This is a genomic window from Mycobacterium sp. Aquia_216, assembly GCF_026723865.1.
GTDB lineage: Bacteria > Actinomycetota > Actinomycetes > Mycobacteriales > Mycobacteriaceae > Mycobacterium.
The window spans coordinates 3,529,410-3,555,226 of sequence record NZ_CP113529.1 but is presented as its reverse complement, the minus strand read 5'-3'; the positions used below and the strand labels follow the sequence as shown (position 1 = coordinate 3,555,226).

General features: G+C 63.9%; 26 protein-coding genes. 8 read left to right on the top strand and 18 right to left on the bottom strand.

Annotation, left to right across the window (positions count from 1 at the left end):
• Positions 1-282 precede the first annotated feature (282 nt).
• From OK015_RS16600 to OK015_RS16580, 5 genes are all read right to left on the bottom strand, one after another.
• Complete coding sequence (locus OK015_RS16600) at positions 283-891, bottom strand: TetR/AcrR family transcriptional regulator (RefSeq protein ID WP_268124549.1); 609 nt, start codon at positions 889-891, stop codon at positions 283-285.
• A gap of 145 nt (positions 892-1,036) precedes the next feature.
• Positions 1,037-1,990: an alpha/beta hydrolase gene (locus tag OK015_RS16595; protein WP_268124547.1), complete on the bottom strand. Its 954-nt coding sequence runs from the start codon at positions 1,988-1,990 to the stop codon at positions 1,037-1,039.
• Positions 1,991-1,997: 7 nt separating this feature from the next.
• On the bottom strand, positions 1,998-2,618 hold the full coding sequence (locus OK015_RS16590; protein WP_268124544.1) for a hypothetical protein: 621 nt from the start codon (positions 2,616-2,618) through the stop codon (positions 1,998-2,000).
• Entirely contained in the window at positions 2,615-3,217 is a 603-nt protein-coding gene (locus OK015_RS16585; protein ID WP_268124542.1) for a methylated-DNA--[protein]-cysteine S-methyltransferase, read from the bottom strand. Before OK015_RS16585 ends, OK015_RS16590 begins: the two co-directional genes overlap by 4 nt.
• Entirely contained in the window at positions 3,204-3,719 is a 516-nt protein-coding gene (locus OK015_RS16580) for an RNA polymerase sigma factor (RefSeq protein WP_268124540.1), read from the bottom strand. Before OK015_RS16580 ends, OK015_RS16585 begins: the two co-directional genes overlap by 14 nt.
• A gap of 119 nt (positions 3,720-3,838) precedes the next feature.
• Between OK015_RS16580 and OK015_RS16575 the strand changes: the two genes are divergently transcribed.
• From OK015_RS16575 to OK015_RS16565, 3 genes are read left to right on the top strand one after another with little or no spacing between them, the layout of a single operon-like run.
• Positions 3,839-4,351, top strand: coding sequence for a methylated-DNA--[protein]-cysteine S-methyltransferase (locus OK015_RS16575; RefSeq protein WP_268124538.1), 513 nt, complete (start codon positions 3,839-3,841; stop codon positions 4,349-4,351).
• Positions 4,351-5,064 carry a 2OG-Fe(II) oxygenase gene (locus OK015_RS16570; RefSeq protein ID WP_268124536.1) on the top strand — a complete coding sequence of 238 codons (714 nt, stop codon included), beginning with the start codon at positions 4,351-4,353 and terminating at the stop codon, positions 5,062-5,064. Before OK015_RS16575 ends, OK015_RS16570 begins: the two co-directional genes overlap by 1 nt.
• A gap of 35 nt (positions 5,065-5,099) precedes the next feature.
• Entirely contained in the window at positions 5,100-5,765 is a 666-nt protein-coding gene (locus OK015_RS16565) for a nitroreductase family protein (RefSeq protein ID WP_268124534.1), read from the top strand.
• Positions 5,766-5,777: 12 nt separating this feature from the next.
• Here OK015_RS16565 and OK015_RS16560 read toward each other — a convergent pair whose 3' ends face one another.
• The 3 genes from OK015_RS16560 to OK015_RS16550 form a co-directional block, all read right to left on the bottom strand.
• On the bottom strand, positions 5,778-6,209 hold the full coding sequence (locus OK015_RS16560) for a cupin domain-containing protein (protein ID WP_268124531.1): 432 nt from the start codon (positions 6,207-6,209) through the stop codon (positions 5,778-5,780).
• Positions 6,210-6,237: 28 nt separating this feature from the next.
• Complete coding sequence (locus OK015_RS16555; RefSeq protein WP_268124529.1) at positions 6,238-6,873, bottom strand: sigma-70 family RNA polymerase sigma factor; 636 nt, start codon at positions 6,871-6,873, stop codon at positions 6,238-6,240.
• 197 nt (positions 6,874-7,070) lie between these two features.
• Positions 7,071-7,970 carry a LysR family transcriptional regulator gene (locus OK015_RS16550; RefSeq protein WP_268124527.1) on the bottom strand — a complete coding sequence of 300 codons (900 nt, stop codon included), beginning with the start codon at positions 7,968-7,970 and terminating at the stop codon, positions 7,071-7,073.
• A gap of 189 nt (positions 7,971-8,159) precedes the next feature.
• Between OK015_RS16550 and OK015_RS16545 the strand changes: the two genes are divergently transcribed.
• Positions 8,160-8,738 (top strand): carboxymuconolactone decarboxylase family protein, encoded by a 579-nt coding sequence (locus OK015_RS16545; protein ID WP_268124525.1) that lies wholly within the window; start codon positions 8,160-8,162, stop codon positions 8,736-8,738.
• Positions 8,739-8,784: 46 nt separating this feature from the next.
• Here OK015_RS16545 and OK015_RS16540 read toward each other — a convergent pair whose 3' ends face one another.
• The gene (locus OK015_RS16540) at positions 8,785-10,341 is read right to left on the bottom strand and encodes a GMC family oxidoreductase (protein WP_268132807.1); all 1,557 of its coding nucleotides are present in this window, start codon (positions 10,339-10,341) and stop codon (positions 8,785-8,787) included.
• Positions 10,342-10,451: 110 nt separating this feature from the next.
• On the opposite strand from OK015_RS16540, the gene OK015_RS16535 reads away from it, so the two are divergent.
• A complete protein-coding gene (locus OK015_RS16535; RefSeq protein WP_268124523.1) occupies positions 10,452-11,306 on the top strand; it encodes an MmyB family transcriptional regulator in 855 nt (284 codons plus the stop codon).
• 80 nt (positions 11,307-11,386) lie between these two features.
• Here the strand turns inward: OK015_RS16535 and OK015_RS16530 are convergent, their stop codons facing one another.
• Positions 11,387-12,427: a CobW family GTP-binding protein gene (locus tag OK015_RS16530; protein ID WP_268124521.1), complete on the bottom strand. Its 1,041-nt coding sequence runs from the start codon at positions 12,425-12,427 to the stop codon at positions 11,387-11,389.
• A gap of 812 nt (positions 12,428-13,239) precedes the next feature.
• Entirely contained in the window at positions 13,240-14,358 is a 1,119-nt protein-coding gene (locus tag OK015_RS16525; protein WP_268124519.1) for a hypothetical protein, read from the bottom strand.
• 589 nt (positions 14,359-14,947) lie between these two features.
• Between OK015_RS16525 and OK015_RS16520 the strand changes: the two genes are divergently transcribed.
• The gene (locus OK015_RS16520) at positions 14,948-15,859 is read left to right on the top strand and encodes a hypothetical protein (protein ID WP_268124517.1); all 912 of its coding nucleotides are present in this window, start codon (positions 14,948-14,950) and stop codon (positions 15,857-15,859) included.
• 556 nt (positions 15,860-16,415) lie between these two features.
• Here the strand turns inward: OK015_RS16520 and OK015_RS16515 are convergent.
• From OK015_RS16515 to OK015_RS16500, 4 genes are read right to left on the bottom strand one after another with little or no spacing between them, the layout of a single operon-like run.
• A complete protein-coding gene (locus OK015_RS16515; protein ID WP_268124515.1) occupies positions 16,416-17,873 on the bottom strand; it encodes a ThiF family adenylyltransferase in 1,458 nt (485 codons plus the stop codon).
• Positions 17,837-18,439, bottom strand: coding sequence for a hypothetical protein (locus OK015_RS16510; protein ID WP_268124513.1), 603 nt, complete (start codon positions 18,437-18,439; stop codon positions 17,837-17,839). The genes OK015_RS16515 and OK015_RS16510 overlap by 37 nt, the downstream gene beginning before the upstream one ends.
• Entirely contained in the window at positions 18,423-18,989 is a 567-nt protein-coding gene (locus tag OK015_RS16505) for a hypothetical protein (protein ID WP_268124512.1), read from the bottom strand. Before OK015_RS16505 ends, OK015_RS16510 begins: the two co-directional genes overlap by 17 nt.
• A complete protein-coding gene (locus OK015_RS16500) occupies positions 18,986-19,354 on the bottom strand; it encodes a hypothetical protein (RefSeq protein WP_268124509.1) in 369 nt (122 codons plus the stop codon). The genes OK015_RS16505 and OK015_RS16500 overlap by 4 nt, the downstream gene beginning before the upstream one ends.
• A 116-nt stretch (positions 19,355-19,470) precedes the next feature.
• Here OK015_RS16500 and OK015_RS16495 point away from each other — a divergent pair, with 116 nt between their 5' ends.
• Both OK015_RS16495 and OK015_RS16490 read left to right on the top strand, forming a co-directional pair.
• Positions 19,471-20,343, top strand: coding sequence for an ImmA/IrrE family metallo-endopeptidase (locus tag OK015_RS16495; RefSeq protein WP_268124507.1), 873 nt, complete (start codon positions 19,471-19,473; stop codon positions 20,341-20,343).
• Complete coding sequence (locus OK015_RS16490; RefSeq protein WP_268124505.1) at positions 20,333-20,776, top strand: helix-turn-helix domain-containing protein; 444 nt, start codon at positions 20,333-20,335, stop codon at positions 20,774-20,776. Before OK015_RS16495 ends, OK015_RS16490 begins: the two co-directional genes overlap by 11 nt.
• A 38-nt stretch (positions 20,777-20,814) precedes the next feature.
• Here OK015_RS16490 and OK015_RS16485 read toward each other — a convergent pair whose 3' ends face one another.
• From OK015_RS16485 to OK015_RS16475, 3 genes are all read right to left on the bottom strand, one after another.
• Positions 20,815-22,884 (bottom strand): S8 family serine peptidase, encoded by a 2,070-nt coding sequence (locus tag OK015_RS16485; RefSeq protein WP_268124502.1) that lies wholly within the window; start codon positions 22,882-22,884, stop codon positions 20,815-20,817.
• Positions 22,885-23,158: 274 nt separating this feature from the next.
• Positions 23,159-24,133 (bottom strand): AAA family ATPase, encoded by a 975-nt coding sequence (locus OK015_RS16480; protein WP_268124500.1) that lies wholly within the window; start codon positions 24,131-24,133, stop codon positions 23,159-23,161.
• A gap of 242 nt (positions 24,134-24,375) precedes the next feature.
• On the bottom strand, positions 24,376-25,794 hold the full coding sequence (locus OK015_RS16475; RefSeq protein ID WP_268124497.1) for a hypothetical protein: 1,419 nt from the start codon (positions 25,792-25,794) through the stop codon (positions 24,376-24,378).
• Between the last annotated feature and the right edge of the window lie 23 nt (positions 25,795-25,817).

Genomic DNA, 25,817 nt, shown 5'->3' with positions numbered 1-25,817 from the left:
AGCAGCAACTACGTGAGTCCTTTTCTCATCGCCGTGGTGTGGCCAACGCCCGCGTGACCCGCAGGCTTTCGGGCGCACGAGGCAGCAGCGAATTTCGCTCGTTGCTGCGAGTTGCGCGCCCGATCGTTCCTTGTGCAGATACCTGACGGCGCGCGCCGGCGGGTGCTCCCGTTGCGACACGTGCCTCGCATCGCGGAAACTCCCCCGACCACCGCCACCAGCGCATACTACATAATGTGCATATCTTGCACACCATGCAACATTTGCTAGCGGTGTTTCAGATCACTTTGTAAAGATGCTGTTGACCAGCGCGGCGGCCCGCTCGACATACGGCATCGGCGTGTCGTCACCGTCGTCCGGCTCGCCACCTGCCCACCTTTCGAGGCCCGAGCGCACCGCGGTCAACGCGAGCGCGGAGATCAACGCGGCCATCTCGTCGTCCGGTTTCATATCCTGGCGCCGGAGGATGATGTCGGTCAGCTGAAGTTGAAAGCGCTCCAGGTCGGCGAGAAATGCGGCCAGCACCGCGGGGGAGGTCTTCGCGAGTTCCAACATGTGGGCTGCGTGTTCGCGCTTCGGGGGCACGTCGCGCAGGTGGTGTGCGGCGAGAGTGATCAGCTCCGCCAGCACTTCGGAGTACGGGGCGGGCCCGGCCGCGACAAAATCCGCTACCAGCTCCGGAGGGATGTCTGAGGGGCCGTAAGCGATGGCGGACTCTTTGTTCGGGAAGTAGTTGAAGAAAGTGCGTGTCGAGATTCCGGCTTCGGCACAGATTTCATCGATGGTCACCTTGTCGAATCCGCGTTCCAGTGTCAGGCGCACGGCGGCGTCGCGGATGTCTGCGCTCGTCTCGCGGCGGCGACGCTCGCGCAGTCCCAGCGGGTTGCCCATACCCCCCATAGTTGCACGAAGTGCAAACTTTGCGGTACAAATCGGAACCCTGATGGTCGAATCCGCTGCTGAGCGGTATGCCGGCGAGGCCTTTCCCGCGGTCAGTGCTGGGTGAAAACTGTTCGTGTCGAACGTGATTCGACCATCACGCAGAGCGAATCCCGGCGTCCGACGGCGGTGGTGAGCTGAGCGCGGCCCACAAGTGATCGCGCTGGCTGGCGAAGAAACGCCGGGATACCGGTGCGTTCTCCACCACGCGGTCGAACGCGTGAAACGCCCCAGGAACGATCTCCTCGTGCACCGGGACACCCGCCCCCCGCAGACGCCGTCCGTAGTCCAAGCACTCCTGGAGATACAAGTCCAACGTCCCGACGCCGATCCACGCAGGCGGTAGGCCGGACAGATCCGGTCGGCGCGCCGGCGCGGCCTCTACGGGGTCCGCGCCGTTCAGGTACCACTGCCAGGCGAGTTGGTTATCGCTCTCGGTCCACATCAGGCGTTTGGCGCCAGACGCATCGGCGCCCGTGCGGTCGTCGAGCATCGGGTACGCCAACATCTGAAAGGCGAGGCGGACGTCTTTGCGATCGCGTGCGCGCTGCGCCACGGCTGCCGCGAAATGTCCACCGGCACTTGCACCGCCGATGGCGACCCGATCCGGGTCCACCCACGGCTGCCGCGCGAGCCACCGCAACGCCGCATAGCAATCTTCGAGCGGTGCTGGGTAGGGGTGTTCGGGCGCCAGTCGATGTTCGACCGCTGCCACCGCGACGCCGGTGAGATGGGAGAGCTTCCGGCAGAACTTGTCGTCCTGCACGGCGGTGCCCATCAGGGTGCCCCCGCCATGAATCCACAGCATCGCGGGCGCACGGTCGGAGATGCCGGCCGGGCGATGCAGGCGGACCGTGACGTGCTCGTTGACCGCGACGGTCGGGATGTGGCGGAGCCGGCCCGCACTGCCCATCAGCTGCATCAGGGCACGCGGGACCTTGTACCCGCGGTGCAACGCGTATCCGCGGGGCAGGAAGCGGGCCACGTTGCGCAGCCCCGGATCCACTGCGTTCCGCGAAACGAATGCGTTCCTGCGCGAGGTGTCTGCCATTGCTGCTCTATCGTGCCAAATCGTCTATCTGAACGGGGTACCCGGCGCGCAAAATCCGCACGGTGGTCGGCGGGGTGAGTACGGTCGCCGCGCCGGTCCGTAGACGGGGCAGCTTGCGTCCGTAGGAGTTGTCGCGGTCCCAGACCGCGAGATGGTCACCGACGATGACGGCCGGACCAAGGGAGGTCGCCACAAATACTCCGTCGGGAAGACCCCCCCAGGGCGCGCGATGGCCGGTTCTGCCGATTCGCTCGCGGTGTAGCTGAGCATCCAACTCTTTCGCACAAACCGGTGTCCCACAACATTTTTCGGTCCACAGCATTTTGTAGGCCTGGTAGGCGCGATGTCGGCATTCAGCGCAGGGGCGATGCCCGGCGGCCAGGGCTACTGCCTCGTCGAGGAAGAACAGCGGCGTGTATCGCCTGGGTTCCCACTGCGCCACCCGTCGGCCCCGGAATGACAGCACACACGTGATCCAGGTCTTGTGCTGATGGTTGCGAACGATGTCGCGTGCGCCGCAGCCTTCGTGCAGACGGCCGCGGTTGCCCATCCAGGCGCCCCGGCCCGAAACGGAGATGATCTCGCCGAGCGGCGAGACGCGGTTGCGCGCCGGGCCTTCCGCAGTCATCTCTTGCGCTCTAGGTCGAGCAACACGCGCTTGGCGCCGGGTCCGCCGCGATAGGCGCCGACGGCTCCATCGGATCGGATCACCCGATGGCAGGGCACGACGATCGGGATCGGGTTGGTCGCACACGCGGTGCCGACGGCGCGGACCGCCTTGGGGGAGCCGGACAGTCGCGCCAGCGCCGCATAGCTCGCCGTGGCGCCGTAGCTGATGTCGGTATTGAGGTGTTCCAGCACCGTGCGCCGAAACCCCCGCGACAGCGACCAGTCCAGCGCAACATCGAAGCTGTGCCGCCGGCCGGCAAAGTATTCGTCGAGCTGTCGCGCGATCGGATCCAGCCGCACGGGCGCCTCGAGCATCCGGGGGCTGATCTGCGTGGAGAGAGCAAGCAGTACGCCGTCCCGGTCCTCGTTGGCGAAAGCCACCCGAACCAGCCCGCGCGGGGTCGCGGCCAGCAGCAGCGGTCCAACCGCGGAATCCACAGTGCGATAAGCGATGTCGAGCAGATTGTCGGCCTGTGCGTCGCTTTCCAGGCGGGCGTGCAGGCGTCGCAGATGTTCCGGGTCGACGGGGTAGTGGTGGGCGAGGTCAGGCGAGGTCATGGTCATTCCTTGCTGTGTTGATTCGGGGATATGTGCGCCGCAGGTTGGCGATGCCGTCAGCCGCGGCACGGCGGGCAGCGGCGACGCTGCTGTCGAGGATCGTCGCGATGTCGGCATAGGGCAGGCCGGCCAGGTAGTGGTAGGCCACGGCCTGACGTTGCTTGGGGGGCAGCGCACCCACGGCCGCATCCAGGTCGAGATCGTGGTCATCGGCTCGTTCCCCGGCGGGGGAGTCGGGGGTATCGGCGACCGGGACGGCCCGCCGTGACGCCGCGCGGGTGATGTCGATGGCCTTGCGGTGAGCGATCGTGACCAGCCACGCCTCGACGTTGGCGTTGGCCGGCAATTGTGGATACGCCTTCAATGCCGCCAGAAACGTGTCCGACCAGGCGTCATCGGCGTCGCTGTGGCCGACCACGGCGCGCACAACCCGGAACACCGTCGCACCGTGCTGTGCCACCACAGCCTCGAATGGCACCTTCACGTCCTGGTCGGCCCGCACCGTTCTCCTCCTGCTCCTGATGTGAAGACGTCGGCGCACTGTGGAATGTGAGAAAACAAATCGAATCCCATCTCACGCTTCCCGACCGGTCGTCGTCTACCGATAAAGGAGGTTGAACGATGACAGCACGACACACGGTGATCAATAGCCCACTGGGCGAGCTGACCCTGGTTGCCGATGGCGATGCTCTTAGGGGTGTGTACTTCCGGCATCATTGGTACCCGCCCACAGCAGACGCTCTCGGTGAATATGTCGAACCGGCTGGCGATGAACTGTTTCGTCGCACCGGCGAGCAGCTGGACGAGTACCTCGCCGGCGAGCGCACACAATTCGATCTTCCGATCGCATTGGTGGGCGACCCAACCCGGCGGCGAATCTGGGATCTGCTCGCCTACATCGGCTACGGCCAGACGAAGACGTACGGCGAGCTGGCCGCCGAATTGGCTGACGGCACCACCGCCTACGAGGTGGGGCAGGCTGTCGGGCGAAATCCGCTCTGCATCGTCGTTCCATGCCATCGGGTCGTTGGAAAGGACGGTGCGCTAACCGGTTACGCGGGCGGCCTGAAGCGCAAACGATTCCTGTTGGAGTTGGAAGAGCCGGCGCCCGCAGTGGCTGGCAAACTGTTCTGATGCCATCGACATGGCGTAAGCGCGTCGATTCCGCGGACTGGGAAGCGGTCGCCGCCGACATGAACGACGTCGGCGGTGCACTGCTCCCGGAGCTGATCACTCCCGCCGAGTGTGCCTCGCTCGTGGATCTGTACCCCGATGACAACTTGTTTCGCGCCATCGTCGACATGGGCCGCCACCGCTACGGGCAAGGCGAGTACCGCTATTTCAAGCGGCCCTACCCGCAGCCGATCGAGGACTTGAAACAGGCGCTCTACCCACGGTTGTTGCCGATAGCTCGGGACTGGTGGACAAAGCTCGGCCGCGAAGCCCTGTGGCCCGACACGCTCGACGATTGGCTGGAAATGTGCCATCGTGCCGACCAGACCAAGCCCACCGCACTGATGCTCAAGTACGGACCGGGTGACTGGAACGCTCTGCACCGAGACCTGTACGGAGACCTCATCTTTCCGCTGCAGGTCGTCATCAATCTCAACGAGCCGGGGGTGGCGCACACAGGAGGCGAATTCCTGCTCGTCGAGCAGCGAGCCCGGGCGCAGTCACGGGGAACGGTCACGGCGTTGCCGCAAGGACACGGCTATGTGTTCACCACCCGCGAACGGCCCGTCCGCTCGACCCGAGGATGGTCGGCGGCGCCGGTGCGCCACGGCGTGTCCGTCGTTCGATCCGGCCATCGCTACACGCTGGGACTGATTTTCCACGATGCGGCCTGAGCGCCGCTATCGCCCGTTCGGGCACGATGGTGGTCATGGAGTTGTACGACGTCATGCGATCCACCCCCGCAGTCCGCGAATTCACCGACGACCCGCTTCCCGATGACGTTCTCGAGCGCATCCTCGATAACGCCCGTTTCGCACCGACCGGCGGCAACCGGCAAGGCGTGCGCGCCATCGTGCTACGCGATCAGGACACTCGAGCCGCGTTGGCAGACCTTGGGCTTACCGCTGCGCGACGCTATACGGCACAGCTCGCCAATGGTGAGTCGCCGTGGAATCCATTGCAGCCGACCAGCGTAGACGCGTCCGCGATCGAGCAGGCGCAGGTACCCACGCAGATGACGGCCCCGTTTCGTGAGGCGCCGGTCGTGCTGGTGATCTGCCTGAACCTCGCCGTCGTCGCCGCTACCGATCAGGATCTCGACCGCATCGCGGTGGTACCTGGAGCTTCGGTGTATCCGTTCGTGTGGAATGTGTTGCTAGCCGCGCGCAACGAAGGCTACGGCGGAGTACTCACCACGATGGTGGTCGCCGAGGAGCAGTTGGCAAAAGATCTGCTCGGCATACCCGACTCATACGCCATCGCCGCGCTGGTGCCGCTGGGCAAGCCCGTGCGGCAAGTGACGAAATTGCGACGACGGCCGGTGTCCGAGTTCGTCACCTCGGAGCGGTTCGACGGAGCACCCTTTGCTGGCTAACCGATAGGATCTTCAAGAGAACGGGCAGCCGGGGTTCGGGGCATCCTCCGCGAGTGGTTTTCCCACCGGCATCATATAAATGACTTCAAGGGTCAGCGGCGTGGCGCCGAGGTTGCGGCCGAGATGGACGTGTTCGGGACCAGCGGGTTCTATGATCGGATCGCCCGGGTTGTAGACGCCTTCAATCGAGCAGTTTGCGGAGTAATGCGTGAGGGTGCCGCGCTTGACCGCTCCGACGATGGTGCCGTCGTGCCAGTGCCAGCCGGTACTGCCGCCCGGGTCGATGGTGATGTCACGCACGATGAAGTCTCGTCCTTCTTGCGACGACCGGGCCAGTTGATCGCCATTCATTCCGCTCGCGGGCGTCGCAGCGCTGTGCGCGGGCGGTGCCGCCAGCGAAAGTGAAAGCAGTACGCAGAGTTGCCCTGTCCGGCGTGAACGCATTGCTGTGATCCTCACCCTGAGGCTGTTGCTAGGCTGCAACTACCACGTCGTGGGGTTCTCGGATGTATCGTTGCTCAATAGCGAAGTTCATCAGCAACTTTCGCATGTTTCGTCGGCCGCGATGGATACGTGACATGACTGAACCCAATGGTATGTCCAGGATTTCGCCAATTTCCTTGTATCGAAAGCCTTCAACGTCGGCGTAGTAAACAGCCAGCTGCTGCGACTCGGGGAGTTGCTGGAGCGCCTCGCGAACTTCTGGGGCGCCAATCGAATCGAGCGCTTCGGCCTCAGCGGACAGTCGTCCTGTGGACGAGTGTCCGGGCCCGGAGGGAATCAGAAAGTCGGTGACGTCGCCGGCTAACCATTCCGTCGGGCGACGTTTGGCGGTGCGGTAGTGATTGATTCGCGTGTGGTTCATGATCGTGAAGAGCCAGGCGCGCAGGTTTGTACCTTCCTTGAAAGACCGGAACCCAACATAGGCTTTGATCATGGTTTCCTGGACGAGGTCTTCGGCGTCCGCGTGGCTTTGCGTATACCTGCGTGCCGCGCGGTACAGCTGATCGCGCAGTGGTAGGACGTCGCGTTCGAATCGCGTTGCGAGATCGTCGGGACTCGGGCTCGTAGACTCTTTCAGTGCGGAGTTGGGCTGGGACACCGACATGATCGTCAACCTCGTAATCGTTGAGCTCGGTTGTGTCCCTTCATCAGAACAACGAAAGATCATCATGTCCAATGAATGGTTCTGATCCGAGTCATCAAATTTAGAGATGAGCATTGTGTGAGAGGGACTAATCGCGGTTCTGCCGGGCATCGCGTAGCTGGGTCGCGAAAGATGCTGCCGGCTATGACGATTGGTTGCTAAATCGTCCTCGGCCGCGGCGCCGACGAAAGTAGCAACTCGGCGAGCCTAGCGGCAGCAGGCGCGATCTGCGCCGGTCCACCCATGGCGAGGTAGATCGGCCACACGATCTCGGGCTGCAATGGCACTGCGCGAAGGTCCGGAAAGCGGTTGGCGTCGCTCGCCGGCATGAATATGGTGCCCAACCCGTGTCGTACCAGGCTGGACGCGACCCAGTAGTTCACCGCCACTTCGTACGGCGTTTGCGATGTGACGCCGGCCGCGGTGAAAGCATTCTCGATTATCCGGCGCAAGCCGAAGTCGGCGGGGAAGCCGATCAGATCCTCGTGGGCGAGTTCAGCCATGCCAATGTGGTCGCGCTGCGCTAGGGGATGATCGGGCCTGCAGACAAAGAGCATCGGCTCTTCAGTCAGGAGTCGCATCTCGATCCCTGTCGGGAAGCGATCCGGCGCCGACACGAAAGCAAGGTCGAGCGTCTCGTCGGCAATCGCCGAGAGATGCTGCATCGAACCCGTCGGACTCAGCCGCAAAACGATCTGAACGAATGGATGAGTACGGTGAAACTCGCCCAATATCTTCGGGACGTCCAGCGCCCCAAAGGATACGAGTGAACCCACCGCGACGGTCCCGGTGAGCTCGCCGAGGTAGTCGTTGATCGAATCCTTGGCGCGTCGAGCGCTGTGGATGATGCGGCGCGCATGCTCTTGGAACAATTCGCCCGCCGTAGTCATCTTGATCTGCTGCCTGGATCGATCGAACAGCTCTACGCCGAGTTCGCGTTCCAGCTTGCTGATCGATGTGGACAGGGCGGACTGAACGACGTGGACACGTTGCGCCGCGCGCGAAAAGTTCATTTCGGTGGCCACGGCGATGAAGTACTCGAGCTGTCGTAGTTCCATTCCCGCACCCCCTATCAACAGAATCGAAGGACGATAGATGTAACACCGTCGTCGCGGGTTATGCGTGCGGCCTGCGCGCAGAATTAACGCGGACTTTCTGTGTCATCACTGGGACCGCGACGATTGCCACTGGCCGCCGCAGTGGCGATACTTCAGGGGCCCAGACAGCTGCACACAGGAGACGATGAAGTGACACGAATCGCGCCATCCACGGCCTTCGCGGCGATACCGACCGAAGACCTCGGACAAGGGGATCGGATCAACCTCGGCGTAGCTTCCATCGTGAGTCGCCTTCCCGCGGCGGCCGAGGCCTTGGGCGGTTTGACCGCGGCGCTGCGCGCCAACGGGAGTTTGTCGCCCCGGCTGCTCGAGCTGGTGCGGCTGCGCATTGCCTTCTTCAACCAGTGCCGAAGCTGCATTGCGGTCCGCTACCAAAGTGCCATCGACGACGGTCTCGACGAGGATGCGGTCTGCTCGCTGGAACGACCGACCGAAGCGGGTAACCTTTCGGACGCCGAGCGGTCGGCGCTTCGCTTCGCGGAGTTGTTCGCGACCAACCATCTCGCCATCGACGACGCGGTCTACGACGAGTTGCGCGCCCATTTCACCGAAGACCAGCTGGTGGAACTGGGCCTGCACTGCGCAATCGCGCTGGGGGTCGGGCGGCTCTCAGCGACGTGGGACGTCAGTGATGATCTGCCCGAATCGAACGGCTCAGTCGAGCGCCTGGCGCCCTGGAACTCCGCGTCGGTGGTTGCGACCGGTTAGGGCATCGCGCCCACACGGCGCGTAACGGAACGAACTTGCGTCCTCATCAAATTCGATGCAACTGGGCCAGAATGGCCGCGGCGCGTTCGCCGATGATGACGCACGGCGCCATCGTGTTGCCGGTCGTGATGCGGGGCATGATGGAGCCGTCCGCGATGCGAAGACGTTGAATCCCGTGCACGGCGAGCTTGTTGTCGACGACAGACATGCTGTCGTAACCCATTTTTGCGGTGCAGGTCTGATGCCAATAGCTTGACGCCGCGTCGCGGACAAACCGTCGAAGATCCGGGCCCTTGAGGTTGCCGGGCATCACTTCACGTTTACTGAACTTACTGAGCGGTGCGGCGTTACCAATCTCGCGGCACAGCTGCACGGCGGCAATCGCGGCCGTCATGTCGTCGGGGTGCGAGAGGGTTTCGGCTTCGATGCGCAGCGGGTCGTCTGGATGGGGGCCGGTAATGCGGATTCGGCCACGGCTTTTCGGCCGTACCACCCCGGCAATTAAGGCCCAGCCAAACGCCGGCAAGCCGAACCTGCCGGCGTTTTCGGCGCTGGACAAGGGAACTTCGACCTGACACGTCTGCAGGTCTGGTGTCTCCAGACCGGGATCGCTCTTCCAGAAGTAGGTCGCCTCCCCGCCGTTGTTGCGCGGCTCGAGTGGCTGGTCGTACTCCCAGACACAGTCGAACCGCGGATGATCCTGATAGTTGCGGCCTACTCCGGGCAGGTGCTGTGCCACCGCGATGCCCAATGGCCGCAGCTCGTCGGCGTCGCCAATGCCGGACTGCATCAATACCTTTGGAGTGTTGATCGCCCCCAGCGACAACACCACTTCCGAGTTCGCACCTATCCGCAGAACCTTGCCGTTGCGCACCAACTCCACGCCCGTCACCCGGGTATTTTCCAGTAGCAACCGGGTGACGAGCGCGCCCGTGAGAACAGTGAGGTTGGTCCGTTCGGCGACCGGACGGACGTAGGCAGCGAACACAGACTGGCGTTTGCCTGCTCTAGTGCGCAGGTCAACGATCGACGCGCCGCCGCCTCCCTCCATCATTCGACCGTTATTGCTCGCGAACGTCGGGATTCCAACCGAGCGGGCAGCCTCAACCATCGCGGGAGCAATGGGGTTGGGATCTGGCGCGGATTCGACGTAGACGGGACCACCAGTTCCGCGGTAGTCAGGGTCGGGTACGCCGTGCCAATCTTCGATGCGACGGTAAATGTCGAGGACGGCCTCGTGGCCCCAATCCTTATCGTTGGCTTCAGCGGCAAAGAAATCCCAATCGTTTTTGTGACCTCGCGCCCACGCCATCACATTGATGCTCGAACCGCCCCCCAACACTTTGCCCATCGACAGCGGGATCGACCGGCCGTTGACGTGCGGGCTCGGCTGCGACGCAAACTGCCAATCCCGTTCACTACCGAGATTTCTCGGCCATTGGTCCGCACGGACGACGGCGTCCACGTCATCGCGACCGCCAGCCTCCAACAGCAGCACGCTGACGTCTGGGTTCTGCGCAAGCCGGCCGGCCACCACCGATCCCGATGACCCCGACCCGCACACGATGAAGTCGTATCGACCGTTGAGTTCGCCCTGGCTCATTGCACTCATACCTCGAGCCTGCGGTGCGCCGTCGACGACTACCAGGCATCGATGAACGGGGGATTGGCGGTCCTAGGCTGGCAACTCCCCCTGCGGAGGACAATTGGGGAATGGACTACGACTCGATGGCCGACTTTCTCTGTGCCCGTCGCAGAGCGCTGACACCACAGGACGTCGGGCTTCCCGGCGGCCCAAGGCGCAGGGTGCGGGGCCTGCGCCGCGAAGAGGTCGCACACCTGAGTCACATGTCGGTGGACTACTACACGCGACTAGAACAAAGTCGGGCCTCTGCGCCGTCGGGGCAGATGCTGGCGGCGCTGGCGCGGGCCCTACGGCTCGACCCGGAAGAACGTGACCATCTGTACCGTCTCGCCGGTGCAAGTCCCATTCCCGACCGCATTGACACGTCCGACGTCATCCGGCCCGCGCTGATCAACCTGCTCGACCAACTCGACGACTCCGCCGCATTCATTACTTCTGACCTCCTAACCATCTTGGCTCAGAACCGGCTGTCGGCGCTCTTAATGGGAGACCACGTTCGCGGCGGAGGAATTGAAGACAGTGTGATCTGGCGATGGTTCACCGAACCGGAATACCGCACGTTGTTCGCGCCGGAGGATCATGAGTATCAGGCGGGTCTCCATGTCGCGGATCTGCGGGTGACCTCGTCGCGGCGCCGAGGGGACCCCGACGTGGAGGCGCTTGTCGACGGATTGTCGAGCCGCAGCGAGGAATTCCGGCGATTATGGAAGCGCCACGAAGTTGGCCGGCCTCTCAAGGAGGTCCGCAAAACCATCGTGAATCCGCGGGTGGGCCCGGTGCCGGTCGACGTCGAGATTCTTTCCACCGCCGACGAGGGTCGGCGGCTGGTTGTCCTCAGTGCGCCAGCGGGCACGGACTCCCGTCGCAAATTCCAACTGCTTGACAAGCTCGATAAGCTCGGCGATCAGGCAATCGGGGCTTGACACTCCCGCCCGCCGCCCGCCGAGGACAAACGTCACAGTGACGAATTATGCTGTGGCGCAGTGCTTTTCGGTGTTCGACCTCAGAGGCTGCGCCGCCGATAGCGTCGCAGGCGGTGAGCATTGGCGAGGGTCGCCGGGCCGGTGAATGGACGCAGCGCGATATTGAGTCGGGCGCGCACGGCGTCGGTGTCGAGGCCCATTCCGATCGCAACCAGGCAGTTGGGTGACACGCCGGGCGGCGCGGTCGCGACGTGAATCGCGGTACCGACCAGATTGACGGCAAAGGTCGGTGCGGCCCTTCCGTATCTCATGACCACAGCTCCCTTGAGCCGGTACACCCCGGCGGGAGGGTCCTCGAGCAAGTCGAACAGTGCGCCCGGATCGACTTCGCCCTCGCTCGTCACCGTGACCGAGTCGGCGTGCGCGTTGTGATGGTCGTGGTCGTGGTCGTGGTCGATCGGGTCGGACGCGGCCTCCACGAGTAGTTCGCGCAAGGAGAGTTGGCCCGGTTCGTCGCGCATTCCCGCGACGTCGTAAAGCAGTGCAGGGTCGATTTGCCCGCCGATCGCTCCGACGACGGACACGCGTGGATTGCGTTCTCGCACGCGTCGTTCCACCCGCTCGACGATCACGGCGCGATCGCCGCGGGGGAGTTGGTCAAGTTTGTTGACGACGACGAGCGAGGCCGCACCGTAGCGTGCCGGCGGCATGTGGCCGACATCGACGGTGTCGAAGTGTGTGGCGGCGTCGACGACATCGACCAGCCCGCCGAACCGTACCCCGGGAACCCCGCTGAACCCGATGATCCGGCCCACAGCGACAGGCTCGGCCAGGCCGCTGGCTTCGACAATGACGGCATCGAGATTGAGCTTGGGATCGGCAAGCTTGGTCAACGCCTCGTCGATACCGCCATCGTCAGGCAGGCAGCAGATGCAGCCGCCGGCGATGGAGGCAGGCTCGTCGACCTGACCGGTCACCAGCATGGCATCGACATTGAGTTCACCGAAGTCGTTGATGATGACGCCGATGCGCGCTCCCGGACTGCGAAGCACGTGGTTGAGCAGACTTGTCTTGCCCGCACCGAGATAGCCCGTCAAGCCAATCACAGGGATCGCCCGCACACTTGTCCTTCCCGTCGCACCGGTTCCCGCCATGCTAATGAATCCCAAAAGGCCACACCGAGCCTGGCGAATAGCCCCGCGCCGCAGTGCAATTCGTCACAGTGACGTATTTGGGCGATATCGCGGTGGGACAAATGGGCGGGCCAGTGCCGAACAGAGGCGCCGAGCGAGTCGCTCAATGATCCCGCTGGTCGAACGGGGCTGTCCGGCCCGCTGCCGCCCGCCGATCCGCCGCCCGTCGATCCGGCCGCAACGGCCGGTGTACAGGCGTGCGGTCGGTCCGCGGGAGGGCGTCAGATGTCGGCCGGGTTGGGTGGCATTCACACGGAAGGTGTCCGATCCGGAACTAATTGAGACCGGGGGGAGTGCGCTTACCTGGGCACTCTCAAGTTGTTCTGGACGGAATCGTGGCCGTCTGTCCAGAACCAACCGAGAGTGCCGGACGGAATCCAGAAAGACACGATAGTGCCGGACAACATCGATTCGCCGACGCTGTGCGACCACGCTGATCAAGTCGTGGGGCCCGCTGGACGATTAGGCGATTGCGGTCTGCGCCCACACCGCGGCCGTTCTGATGACGCTCGCCGACATCTACGGCCCGACCCGGCCCGATACGGGTCAGATGGCTGCAGCGAGCGGCCACCGCCAATAATCTGGTAAATCGCAAGTCTTGAGTTTGGCTGGTGGCTGCTGGCGGATCTTGAGTCGGTTAGCACGGAGAGGCCCAGGAATATGCAGTAATCGGATACACCGGGCTACCAGTAAAAAAGCTGTGGCACAGTATCTTTCAAGTACAAACCAGGTTGTTAAGGTTATCGACCCATTCGCTCGTTGGCTCCGTAGAGAAAGTAGAACTGGGCCTTCGTCGCATCGTGCAAATCGTCACTCTGCGTCAAAAAGCTCCTCGCGGCGGCGACTGAGAGGCCGACCGCGAAACCAGCGATGGCCGAGGCGCTCACAAGCGGACCGGCCGCAATAGCCAGGCTGGCAGGCAACGCCGACGCACTCGCTAAGGCTCCGAGGCCAGCTGGGTCTCGTAGGCCCCGCTTGAGCAAATCGCGGATACTTGTGTTCGTTCGAATTTCGTCTTCGATCTCGTCCAACGCTGGAGCCACACGTACGTGCCAAGCGTCTTCGATCTCTGCGCCGAAATGTAGATCCTCGGGAGCGAGGTCGATTTCTTCGGTTAGCTCGCGCACACCAGCCCGGAAGTTGTTTAACGGAATCGTCAGTGCGTCACGTATGTCGAGGATTTCTGCCATCGTCGCGAGAGGAAAGTTCGGCAGCCTGTCGAAAAGACCATCGGCCATAGCCGCATCAGCGCCAAGCCTGCGAGCTGTCGGCACTGGCTTTAGATAACCTTCTTTGACGCCATCGCGGACCATCCGATTAACACGAGCATCGAATAGTGGATAGATCCGACCCGAATGCAATAGATCATGAATTTCGCTTACCACTGACACGATCTCGCCTTCTGTCACGATCTCGTCCGGCGGTTGATCAATAAGCCTAGCGAAACCGGCAGTGGGATCTATCGTGAGCAACCCGCGATCGACCGCACACTTTAGCTCTCCAAAGCCCATTCTTTCTGTCTTTTCCCTGTGCAACCGTCTGAATTGCGCCACTGCCGCTTTCACGCGCTGGTCGATTTCAGCTTCAGCGATTCCCAGCTGTGCCCGGAACAGTTCGAGCACCTCCTGGATGCCGGGCTCATCGGCAGTAGACTTTTCGATCGAGTCGATCAGCGATTCAATTATTGTTTCAGCACTGCTATCCGCGTCGCGGTCCGCACCAAAAACGATCGATGCGAATGGGCTGATAAGCCTGACGTGATCTGCGTAGAGCAAGCCACTTCGGCACATTCTTACTTCATGGCTCAGGACAGGCGAATCTCTTGGGCGGGGCGTCTCCCCCATGCTGATAATCGTCATCCGCAGGTGCTGGGCCTGGTACCGCGCTCCGTCTGCTGTTGGCGTGACTGGCCGCAATATTTCCTCCGAGTGGGCGAACGCTGCACCAATCCCGTCTAGTTTACTCGGCAGACCACAATGATCCGCCGACGAATTGTGGTCCCGTTAGCTCCACTCTGAGCCGGCGCTATCAGGTTTCTTCGGACGGGGCGCCCCGACCAAGAGAGAAATCGACAATGCGGACCCGTACATCCGTCGCGCGCGTTCACTGTGGGTTCGCCGTTACCGTCGCGCGTTGGTGCCATCATTATCGCAGCCTGTCGGCGCACGGTCTTATCGTGAGTTTCGCGTGCTTGTAAGCCGATGCGGAGGGGAGACAATGGGCAAGGGAAAGAGGAACAGGCAGACGACGGAACAGAGGCGAGAGCGGGAGGCTCGGCGCCGTCAGGAGAGCGACGCTCGAAACGAACGAGAGGCAGCCGAATTCGGCGTTAAGTTGCCGCCTAAGCCGCCGCGAGGGGCACCGGCTCCACGGCCGGATTTCTCCGAGGTTGACTGGGCCAAGCTCAAAGCGAAGTATCCCGAGGACGCGCGGAAACTGCTCCGGTCCATGTTCATCGCGTTGATCGGCGAACGCGCCGCACACGCAAAAGGGTTCCTGTCGTGGGGATTACGGCCCAACCGGCCGCATCCGCAGAGTCGACTCGCCCAAGACGACGCTGCGGTCACGCTTGAGGGCGAGAAGACTCTTGTCAGTTCAACCGCGTTATATCCAACGATGAACGCGAGCGAGAGCCTCACGGCGGCAGCCGAGGTGATCGCGTTCGCTCTGACTCAGGGACAGATGCGCACATCAGCGACGGCGGCCCTGTGCCGCATTGCGATGGAATCGTCAGCCAAGACCATTTGGCTTATCAGCGAGACGGATACCGAAGAACGGATTCGCCGCTGTTATGGGTTCCTCAAGGGGGAGCGTGGCCAGCAGGAGGGGTTTGAGAAGCTGGAGGCCGCAGCTCTGGAGGCGCGCAGCGATCCGATGGCCGAGGCTGACCTGGCCGAGTTTGAGAAGCGCCGCGCTCGTGAGGTTAAACGTCACGCCGAGATAGCGGCGCTGCCTGCGGATGCGATCATCGGGCCTACTGGAGGACCGATGAAATTTGTTGAGAATGCCGAAGATTGGATGGACAAGCGCCTGCCGCGCAAAGCAGACCCCGACCTCGACAGGGTGATGCATCCGCGCAGCGCCAAGGCCTTCTATTCGCTCGGATCGGGATTCGTGCACGGCTTTAAGTGGCTGGCGGGGTACGTGTTTGACAATCGCGAGCTAGACGACTCGGGCCTATTGGCGGTCACGCTCGACGCGTTCGGAAACGCTCTGCGCATGACGGAGGCGGCAGTGTCTCTCTTCGAGGCGCAGTCCATCGGTCCGCAGCCGGACCCGAAGCGGTTGCGCAACTATCCGAAGGGCCTCGCGGACATTGTCTCCGACCTGGCGGCCGACTACCGGCTACCGGCTGACTAGAACCGCGCGAGCATGCGCTCAGCGCGAGCCTTAGCCGCCGTCACGCCTGCTCGGTGTCACACCGTGCCGCTGCGGCACCGGGCGGGCGGCCGTGCTGGCTCGGGTGGCTGCGGCATCAGCGGCTCGGGCGGTGGCCCGTCGACCGGCCAGACGTTGCCGTCCGAGAGCCCAGCTGTCGGGGCAGCGCATTGACGCCATACCAGCGGTTATCCATGAAGAACTCCCCCATTTTCATCAAATGAATCACAGGTCCGAGGCCGGCATCGATTGTCGTCGCTGTGGCGTGATGGTCAAAGCCAATGTCAGACTGCGGTTTTAGGATCAGTGGTCTTAGGTGGGGGAGTGCTTGTCTGCGGGATGGGGGCGACCTACCGGTAGCCTGCGTGGGCTGTCCTCGGCGTAGGCGTCTTCTATTAGTCCGCGGATGATCACCGCAGCGGGCCGTGTAGTCGCCGAACGCTCCGGAAGCGGCGCAACCCCAGCTGTCACCGCGTGTAGAGACAGCAACGATGGAGCCGGTGCTGAGGCGTGCAGTACACCGACTGTGGCGCGTCGTCTAGCCGGCACCTGGATCGAGCCGGTTGGCGCGGTCCCGCCACAAAGCGGTGGCGGCGTTGGTTGGGGAGCAGGCGGGGCAGCCGGGTTCCGCATGCAGCCGCCTTGCCTCGTTGACGGTTGACTGTGGTTTCAGGAACTGGAAGGTGACGTTGTTGCACCGCCGATCGCTCGGCTGCATGGGTGCTTTCATCTGGGTCTTGACCGTCTCGGCTGCCAGCAGGGTGCCCGCCAGCGCGGAGGCGAATCCGACGGCGAACCTGGGCTCGGCCAGGGGGTGATCTCGGCGCAGCACCGTGAGCAGGCGATCGCCGACTTCACTGCATCGACTGCGGTTTAGTTCCCGTTCGATGTCGGTTCGGTCGACGCCGACCTCGGCGGCAAGCGCGTCGAGAGCAGCGGGACCTGCGGCGAGGGCGCGCCGGCGCAGATCGTCGTCGGCGATGAGGGCTTCGGGCGGGTTGTAACAGCGCAGGCAAGCTCCGATTCCCGGAGGCCCGATGCGCAACACCTCGGCTCGCACGTCGCTGGTGCTGGCGCTCAGGATGCGCGGCACGTACTGCTGTTGCAGCGCCTCGCGGGCCCGGTTGGTGTCGACAGCCGAGATCAGCAGTGTGGGGTGTCCGGGCGAGTCCTGGAAGCGGCCGCGCCGGGGTTTCCAGGTGATCGTGCCGTCGGCGCAGATGCGCGCGGCCTCTCCAGCTTTCGGCCTGCCCAGGCTGTCGGCCCCGAACAGCGGGCAGCGGTTCAGGTTGGTGGTGGCCACGCCCTCCCGATCGTCATCAACGAGCTCGACCGTGCCGCGCAGTCCGGGCACGGCCCACAGCGCGTGTACCCAAGTGGTGCCGACGGCGCCGACACCCGCGAGCACTGTGCCGGTCAGGTCGAGGTCAGGTTCGAGGTCGGGTGCTGCGGTGTCGGGTGCCGTGGTGGCCTGCTCGGACCAGGCGTCCCACCCGTATCGCCCTGACGGCGGCGTCACGTGATGCGGTAGCCGGGCGAGGAGGAAGGTTTCACCGACTGCAAGGCAGGCGCCGATGTAGGGGCCGAACGGCAGCGGGCTCACCCCGGCGATAGTCATCGGCGCATCGTCGACACCACCCCACCACCCGTCGGCACAGACATACCTCACTCGTTCCGGTCCCGATGATCCGGTGCTCGCGGTGGCGGGCGATGCGCCGCTGCCGATCACAAGGGTGATGTCCGCTTGCTGGCCCGCTTCGATCAGGGCGACGGGTACCACTCCGACGCTCCGGGCGCCGGTGAGAAGCGCGTCGCCGAGCCAGGAGCCGGGGCACGCTCCTGGGACGACCCGATCTGTCAGGGCGACGCCGTCCGGGCATGCGATCTGGACGGCGGCGATCACGCCCTCGCAGCGGGCCAGCAGGTTCACCGTCATCCACGCGGTGTGCTGAGTGGCGGTTAGCGCCGCCGACTCGGGCGCCACGGCCACGGCCACCGTGACTGCACGGGCAGATGAGAGGGGGGTGAGGCGGCCGGCGAGATCTCCGGTGTGGCGGTCGGATACGCGTTCCATGACTTTCTCCTGTAGTCGAGGACCGTGGGTACGATGCGCAGCACGTCGTTGATCTCGTCGCCGTGCAGTCGGCGCCAACCGGCCGGTTCACGGACGTGGACACCGGTCTGCCACGGCCACGGACGACCAGCTCCGTGGTGCGGGAGCACGATCGACAAGGCACCGTCGCGCTGGCTGTAGGCGCGCCGGTCGTCGGTCGAGGAGTGGTCGGTGTCATCGTCGCCGTGAGTGTGCACCTGCGCGAGACGTACCTGATTCAGGGCGTCGAAGTGTCCGCCGGCGCGCTCCATCGCCTCGGCGCTGACGGTGAAGTTCCGCGGACTGGTCGCGGCGTCGGGCACCGTCACCGTCGTCGCCACCGAGCGCTGCCGCCCGCGGGGGTCGGGGAGGCGCAAGCCGTCGAAATAAGCGACGCGCTCATGGTTCGGCGGGAAGGTGGTGAAGACGTCGAGCATGGCCAGCCACTGCGACTCAGGAATCGTCAGCACCGGCCGGTCCCTGATACTGGGGGCTGAGCAGAGCCTCCTGGATTCGTGCCAGCGTGCCGCCGAGGGTGTGGCGCCCCTGCCGCCATCGCTGACCGTCAGTTGGGGCGTGTCCGGAGATGTAGTACTCCAGCGTCATCGAGCAGCAGACCAGTTGGCGCGGGCGGCGGTAGGAGGCACAGTATTCAGGCGGTGGTTCGGCGTAGCCGTAGGTGGCGTGAACGTGGAACCAGTCGAGCCCGGCAAGTGCGGGTAGCCAGCGGCTGGTAGCACCGGCCTCCGGCCAACCGGTGCAACCGGGTTCCGGGACGACGAACTTCACCGTCGGGGGATGCACGTCGTAGAACTCCGCGCCGAGCGCGACGTGGTACGGATCAGTGGCGCCGTCGGGACGCGTGGCAGTCAGCCCGACCACGGCGTGCAACGGGTCCACGACGGTGAACTTCCATCCGTGATCGCGCGCCTGCGGCCCAGCCAGCACTCGGCCCAGATGATCGGCGAACACCGCTGCCGCGATCTCCGGATCAGCGACGTGTGGAACGTCCGAGGTCACCGCCGCGCTCCACCGGTGCCTCCGGCGAACGCCCACCGAAGCTTGGGACAGTGGCCATCTCGCAGGTAGTGCCGCAGCGTCAGGTGCGCGTACTGGAAGACGTCGGCGCCGTCGCCGCGACACGTCAGTCGGTCCTCAACGTTGCGGGTGGCCCGGAACTCGGCGTAGATCCTGGTCACGATCTCGTCGACCGTCTTCGACAGGGGGACGCGCAAGTGCACGGTCTCGCCGTTGTCCTTGTTGTCCACGCGGATGACGACTCGCTCCCGCGGGCGCTTGTCGTTCTCCACGATCTCGGTGAACTCGACGACGTCGCCGTCGGGCGCCACCTCGATGATTTCGATGACCTCTACTTCGACCGGCATCGCCGCCTCCTGTTCGCTGTTGAAACATGGCGTTCTCTATAGAGAACACGGCCTACCGTACACGCACTTGTTCCCTTTCGCGAACCAGATATCATTGATCGAGAACGGAGGTGGCAATGCGGTCCGAATTCGAGGAGGCCCGGCTGGCGTCACCGGGCACACCGGCCGGCGAGCTCGTAGTGGGCCTGATGCGGGACACCCTGGCCGATCTGGGGGTGACGACGCCGGTCGATCACCACATGGTGGCGTCCTATCGCGGCGTGATCCGCATTGAGGAGCTCGACATTCCGTGGTCTGGTCAGATCGTGCCCGCGGCCGACGGTCTGGTGATCGGATTGCGGGCTGGCCAGTCGTGGGGCCGGCAGCGGTTCTCGGCCTTCCACGAGGTCAGCCATACGTTCATGCCCGGTTTCCTTTTGCAGCCGCAGTACCGTTGCGACCCCGAGATCGCGCCACCCGCCGGTGTGTGGTGTGATCCAGCGGTGGAGGCACTGTGCGATCAGGGTGCTGCGGAGCTGCTGTTTCCGCGCGACGCGTTCCGCGCCGATCTGGATGGCAACCGGATAGATCTGAGCTTGGTGGAAGCCCTGGCCGACCATTACGAGGCGAGTCTGACTGCCACTGCTGCACGGGTGTGCGCGCTGGCCTCCGTACCGACGCTGTTCCTGACTCTCGAGCCGGCCGTCAAGCCGAGTGAACCGAACGGTGAGCCGAAACTGCGCGTTCAGTCGTGCATCCCTGGCGGTGCCCGGTGGCGGTTCGTTCCCCGGCATAAGTCAGCGGCCGAAGGAGGGGTCTTCCACCGCGCCCTCGAAGGCGAAGTCGTCGACGAGGTAGTCGAACTCGACGAACTGACCACTCCCGGCCTGGGTCGAGTGCGCGTGAGCGCCCGGCTGTTTCCGTACACCGACGATCACGGAGTGAGACACATGCGAGTTCTGGCACTGGTCAGCGACGGCAATCGGACCGGACTCCAACGTGCAAGCTGACCCCGCGAACGAGGACCGACCCGAGCAGGCCGGACTCGGCGCGCGGATTGCCAAGTTCCGAAAAGACAAGGGACTTAATCTAAGTCAGCTAGCCGATCAGTCCGGGGTCAGCAAGAGCTACCTCTCGACATTGGAGAACTCCGACGCGTCGACGCAGGCGGTGCGACGGCCTTCAGCGAAAACGCTGTACGCGATCGCGCAAGCGCTCGGGGTGACGATGGCGGATCTGCTGGGCCGACGAGTGTTGGCACAACCGGACGGTCCGCCGCCACCGAGCCTGATGGACTTCGCCGAGGACAAGCAACTGCCCGCCGCCGATGTGCAGATGCTCAGCACGATCAAGTTTCGCGGCGAGCCCCCACGGACCGCCCAGCGCTGGCAGCACATCTACAACGCCATCAGGCTTAGCGAACCGATGGACGACGACGGCTGAACACATTGTTGTCGATGGGGGGCGCATCTAAACCAGCCCTAGGCGCGCAGCCGCACGCGGTTGGGGACGCGGAGTTGCTGCCGGAGAATCTCATGGAGGTCGGCGGTCGCAAGATCGCGATCCTCCAGAGTTGCCGCCAACGCGTATGCCTGACTTTCATACGCCGAATCGTTTCGTGCCCAGGTTTGCGCTTTATGGGTGACGGCGACGAGGAAAGTCTCGTCGTCGTTGACGAATGAGTTGCGTCCGACCCACGTCCGGAGGTGAAGCGTGCCGTGGGTGAAGGTGTTGACCCCGGGCTGGAAGTCCAACTTGCGCCGATCACTGATGAGTTCGGCGCGGTCGTCGGGGTCTTGTCGCTGGAGTATCTCGGCAAGTTCATCTGCACCGATGTCTCGGTATACCTCGAACTTGATTGTGCCAGCCAGGTATTCACGACGCTGCCGGCGCACTGGCGGGTCGAATGCCAGCGCGACGCTGATGACGCGGTCTCGCCGACTCCCTCGTCGGAACTGCTCGGGGACGGGCATCGGGTGGATCTGGACGGTGTCGACCGGCAGGGCGCCGTCGTAGGTCATCGTGACCCGGTGGCCGTCGCTTGATATTGCCCTGTCCGCGTCGGGGAGCCCGAGCCCGTACAGACGGTTCCGTCGGTGTGGCTCGGTAATCCTGGCTGCCATTGGGGTCTGTGATGCCCCCGTCGCAACGAGGGCGCGGATCAAGTTCGCGGAGGCGTCAGGGTATGCGTAGGCGATGTCGGCTGCAACGCGCGCCACAGCGGGTGCGGCGTAGCTGGTCCCGTTGACGGCTGCGAACATCTGGCCGTCGGCACTTCGGGTTGACGTGCTGATCAATGACGCACCGGGCTCATTGGGCACGGTGTTGCCCGTGTCGTTGACGACGACGTTTCCGCCGAAGTGAGCGACGTCGGGCTTGTTGGCCCGCCGCGAGTTCGTCCCCAGTCCCGGCCCGCTACGGCTGAATGGCGACACTTCTTGGGCGTCGGCGGCGGCTCGCCACCCGAAACGGCCAGGTAGCTCCGCTGGCGCTCCACTGAGCGCCAGCGCTCCGACCGTGATTGCCAGTGCGGCCGGGCCGGGCTCCGCTAGCCGGTGTTCTGGTGAGAAGAAGAATTCCGGCTTGTCGTCAATGATGTGATGACCACTTGGACTACGAGCTGTTCTGTCCGCCGCCGCGTTTCCGGTTGGCACGACCACGACAATGTTGAGTTCGCGTACGAGGTCGTCGATTGTCTCGGTGAGCGGTCCTAGGTGAAGGTCGTTGAAGGGCTCTGAATAGCCAATCGAGAGATTGAAGATCCGAACGCCGTGTGCGGCATGCAAGTGGCGGATCGCAGCTTCCACCAAGTCGTGGGGCGCGGCGTACGTCGCGAAACGCGGGGGACGATCGGGCCGGGACGGATCGGGTTCGAGAACTCGCACGACTCGAACGCTGCCCACGGCAGTCAGAGGCAGTCCGTCACGGAGCTCTTCGTGAAGAGAAGGGAAGAGGAGGCGTCCGACCACCTCGGTGCCATGAGTCCCGCGCCGCTGCCATTGGTAGGTCGGTGGTGACAGCGATTCGTCGGAGGCGACGAGTCCGGTGAGCAACGGATGCGACGACGCCGGAGAATCGTCGAGAACGCCGACCACTTCGCTGGCACGATCAGTTCGACTCACGGACGAGATGTCAATGTTACGCCAGTCACGAAAGTCGAGGAACGGAACCGGCGGCGTGCGAACCATTTCGACGACACTGGTGTCGAGGACATCGGACAATCCGACGCCGGTCACCTCTACCCGCAGGTAGCTTCGGCGTGCAGAGACCGACCTCAGCAATACCTGCCCACCGTTCTGCGTGACGATCGTCTCAACCATGGTTGATCGCCTGACGGCTTCGTTGTGGGCTCCGGAGGGCCAGATGATGACGTCGACAACCGCCGTGCCAGCGGAGTTCGCTGCGATATCACCGATGCCCGGGCCGGTACGATCTTCCGGACCGTAAGGCTCGATGTCGTCGATCTGATCGAAGAAGCTTCGTAGTTCGCCGGTGCGGACGTAGCGCTGGATCGCGCCGTCGAGTGATGCGCCCTGATCGCTTGACAACACGAAATAGGTGTAGTCGACGGTCTCGCCTAAAATTTGGAGACCTCGGCCCTCAAACGACGAGTCCTCCGGTCGCGCTCCCGCCGTAATCTTGAACACCAGGTCTGGATCCACCCCAGCGTTGAGTTGGCGAGGCGCCCTGGCAACTGCCAGTTGCTGACGCAGATGTCTGCCGTGTTCCCCGCGCTGACGCTGCGGTGAGCCACCTCCCGCAGGGCTGGAACGCCGAGACTGAACTGGTCGCGGATTGGGAAGCAGTAAGTGTTCGGGCATCGCTTCACCACGGCCGAGACGTGATGCCGGGAAGGACCTCTCGAACGTGGCTGTCGTCCACGACATCAGCGTGGCGCAGGATGGCTGTGCGGCGTGCGTCGATGACGAGCTTCTCGGCGGCGGCGTGTGGCAGCCCCTTTAGCGCACTCGCGTAGCTGTCGATTTCCAAGCTCGAATGAGCAACGCTTTTGAACCGGAGCCGTATTAGTTGCCGAAGCTGATGCACAGTCGGGAGGTCGAAAGTCAGTACCTCGTCAAAGCGGCGCCACAGCGCCTCGTCGAGAAGGGATGGATGGTTCGTCGCAGCCAACAGCAGGCTCGGGCCACGATAACGGTCTGTCATCTGGAGGAAAGCGGTGACGACACGCTTCATCTCTCCGTGCTCGGAACTGTCGTCACGTGAGCGGCCCAATGAATCGAATTCGTCGAAGAGGACGACGAACGGGGCCTGGTCGGCATAGTCCAAGATGCGACGGAGGTTGCTTGCGGTCTCACCGAGGTACGAGGAGACGACCGCATCCAGCCTAACGATGAGAAGTGGACGTCCCAGCTCGGCGGCCATGGCCTCCGCCGCGGTCGTCTTTCCACAACCGGGCGGACCCTGCAGGAGGAGGCGTTGCCGCCGAGGTAGGCCGGCCGCATCCAGCAATGACCATTGCCGTACTTCCTTGACGACGCCCTCGAGTGCCGCTGACACATTCTTACGTAAAACCAGATCCTCCAGCAGACGCTCCGGCTCTCGGACCTCTCCAAGGTCCCACTCGCCTTCGCGATCCTTTGGTGGCGCAGGCAATAGAACTGTCGTGCCAGAGTCGACGGTCCCGCTACCCGCAACGAGCAGCTTCTGAAGATCACGGGCCAACGCATTGTGGTGCTTTGCCTGCTCTTCCTCAATGATCTCCGTAGCTGCGCGGCGGAACGCCAACTCATCCCGCGCGTGGAACGCACGGAAAATCTCCTTGAGCTGTCGTCCGGCCACGGCTTCATCCTAGGGGCGGCGATCAGCAGATCCGGGCTATCTAGCCCTTGCCGCTGGGGTGTCGCAGATGCCAGGAAGCGACGGCAGGCTTCGGCCAACGCAGTGGCGTCGTGGCGACAACCGCCGCCGCCGGCGACAAAGGCCTACACCCGGGTTGTTCGACATCGCGTTTCCTTGGATGATTTGTAGCGGTCGTGCGTGCTAGGGCCACGATGGCACATCGCTCTGACACGTCGACGTGCTCAGTCTTCGGTCCTGGTGACGCCGTGCCGGTCAAACAGCGTTTGAAAGAAGTCAGTGAGCATCGGCGTGGCGCGGACGGGGTCGCGCAAGTCCTCGGCGCCGAAGCGGAACACCTCGTATCCGCTGAGACGCAGATCGCGGTCGGCGCTCATCATGGCCGCATACCGGACGGGGTCGCGGCGGCCGTCCGGGTGAGCGTAATGGTGTGCGCCGTCGACCTCGATGACGATGCGCTCGGGGCCGGCGAGCATTAGGAAGTCCATCCGGAAGCGCAGTAGCGCATCGGCGCCGCGTTGTTGGATGGTCTTGGGGTCCCAGTGCAGCCACACTTCGGGTAGCAGCGCCGGCAGGGCGGGGATGGCTTCGCCGAAGATCTTGTGATAGGCGGTGAAGAGCAGTTGCTGTGGCGGGGATTCCCTCGGGATGGCACGCAGAAGCCGTTGATAAAGCATGCTTTTGGCTTGCTTCGGGGTGTTTTCGGGGTGCGCGTCTTGCCACCAGGCTTGCAGGTCGCGCCACCGAAGTCCGCCCGGTCCGATCGGGCGGTCATAGACAAGGACGTCGTCGGCGCCGGTGAGGATCTCGATGTCGTTGTCGAGGGCGTCGGTGAGCCGCAGGTCGGGCTTGCGCGGGGAGGCGAAGATCAAGTTCTTGGGACGGCGCATCCCTCCGGCTGCGTGCCGGGCCACGGTGAAGACGGGGTAGCCGTCGCGGATGTCAGTTTCGGCCAAATGGAGTCCACATTGGCGCAGGGAGGGGTTGATCGTGTCGACGATTGCGCGTTGGTTGGGTTCGTGGAGAACCACGTCGGCTGAGGTGATCGCTTCGAGGAACAGGCCGAAACGACGGTCGGCGGCCTCGAACGCTCCCAGATGCTCGAAGAGGTCCTCTGTCGACCAGTCGCCGGGGTTTCGATAGACGTGTTGATAGATCAGGGCGCGCAGATCGGGTGGACCCCACAGCGCTGGACGGGGTGGGCCGGTCCCGAGCAGGGCGTCGAACGGGTTGGGCGGTTCCAGCGGCCACAGCGATTCCAACATTGTGGTGAAGCGGCGCTCGTCGACGACCAAGTCCTCGAGCGCCAGTGCAGCAGCGATCTCGCGGCGGGTGCGTTTCGGAATTCGTGGCGCGCCCGACGGCGCCCACAGGATGTCTTCGATGGCGACACGCTCGACCGGCCGTGCCGCGGCGGTGCTCAGGACTCGCCCGGCCACGCTGGGGAGATCACTGTCAGGCAGTCCTGCCGCAACCGCCTGCACACGTTGGGCGCGGCTGCGCGACGAACCCTGCGTCTGAGGCGGCTCCACCAGGCCGAGCTCGGCGAACCGGATGTCGAGTTCTCGATGAGTGCACGAGCATAAGCCTTCGATCAGCGGGATCAGCAATCCACGCAATGCGGCGAAATCGACGTCAGCCATGGCCCTTCATCGTCGCAGAACAG

Excerpts from the sequence above, each read along its gene's own strand:
- OK015_RS16585 (WP_268124542.1), bottom strand. The coding sequence starts at position 3,217 with ATGACCTCGCCTGACCTCGCCCACCACTACCCCGTCGACCCGGAACAT.
- OK015_RS16565 (WP_268124534.1), top strand. The coding sequence starts at position 5,100 with ATGGAGTTGTACGACGTCATGCGATCCACCCCCGCAGTCCGCGAATTC.
- OK015_RS16595 (WP_268124547.1), bottom strand. The coding sequence starts at position 1,990 with ATGGCAGACACCTCGCGCAGGAACGCATTCGTTTCGCGGAACGCAGTG.
- OK015_RS16475 (WP_268124497.1), bottom strand. The coding sequence starts at position 25,794 with ATGGCTGACGTCGATTTCGCCGCATTGCGTGGATTGCTGATCCCGCTG.
- OK015_RS16500 (WP_268124509.1), bottom strand. The coding sequence starts at position 19,354 with ATGCCGGTCGAAGTAGAGGTCATCGAAATCATCGAGGTGGCGCCCGAC.
- OK015_RS16525 (WP_268124519.1), bottom strand. The coding sequence starts at position 14,358 with ATGACGATTATCAGCATGGGGGAGACGCCCCGCCCAAGAGATTCGCCT.
- OK015_RS16520 (WP_268124517.1), top strand. The coding sequence starts at position 14,948 with ATGTTCATCGCGTTGATCGGCGAACGCGCCGCACACGCAAAAGGGTTC.
- OK015_RS16555 (WP_268124529.1), bottom strand. The coding sequence starts at position 6,873 with ATGTCGGTGTCCCAGCCCAACTCCGCACTGAAAGAGTCTACGAGCCCG.
- OK015_RS16590 (WP_268124544.1), bottom strand. The coding sequence starts at position 2,618 with ATGACTGCGGAAGGCCCGGCGCGCAACCGCGTCTCGCCGCTCGGCGAG.
- OK015_RS16600 (WP_268124549.1), bottom strand. The coding sequence starts at position 891 with ATGGGCAACCCGCTGGGACTGCGCGAGCGTCGCCGCCGCGAGACGAGC.
- OK015_RS16560 (WP_268124531.1), bottom strand. The coding sequence starts at position 6,209 with ATGCGTTCACGCCGGACAGGGCAACTCTGCGTACTGCTTTCACTTTCG.
- OK015_RS16495 (WP_268124507.1), top strand. The coding sequence starts at position 19,471 with ATGCGGTCCGAATTCGAGGAGGCCCGGCTGGCGTCACCGGGCACACCG.
- OK015_RS16550 (WP_268124527.1), bottom strand. The coding sequence starts at position 7,970 with ATGGAACTACGACAGCTCGAGTACTTCATCGCCGTGGCCACCGAAATG.
- OK015_RS16540 (WP_268132807.1), bottom strand. The coding sequence starts at position 10,341 with ATGAGCCAGGGCGAACTCAACGGTCGATACGACTTCATCGTGTGCGGG.
- OK015_RS16570 (WP_268124536.1), top strand. The coding sequence starts at position 4,351 with ATGCCATCGACATGGCGTAAGCGCGTCGATTCCGCGGACTGGGAAGCG.
- OK015_RS16535 (WP_268124523.1), top strand. The coding sequence starts at position 10,452 with ATGGACTACGACTCGATGGCCGACTTTCTCTGTGCCCGTCGCAGAGCG.
- OK015_RS16575 (WP_268124538.1), top strand. The coding sequence starts at position 3,839 with ATGACAGCACGACACACGGTGATCAATAGCCCACTGGGCGAGCTGACC.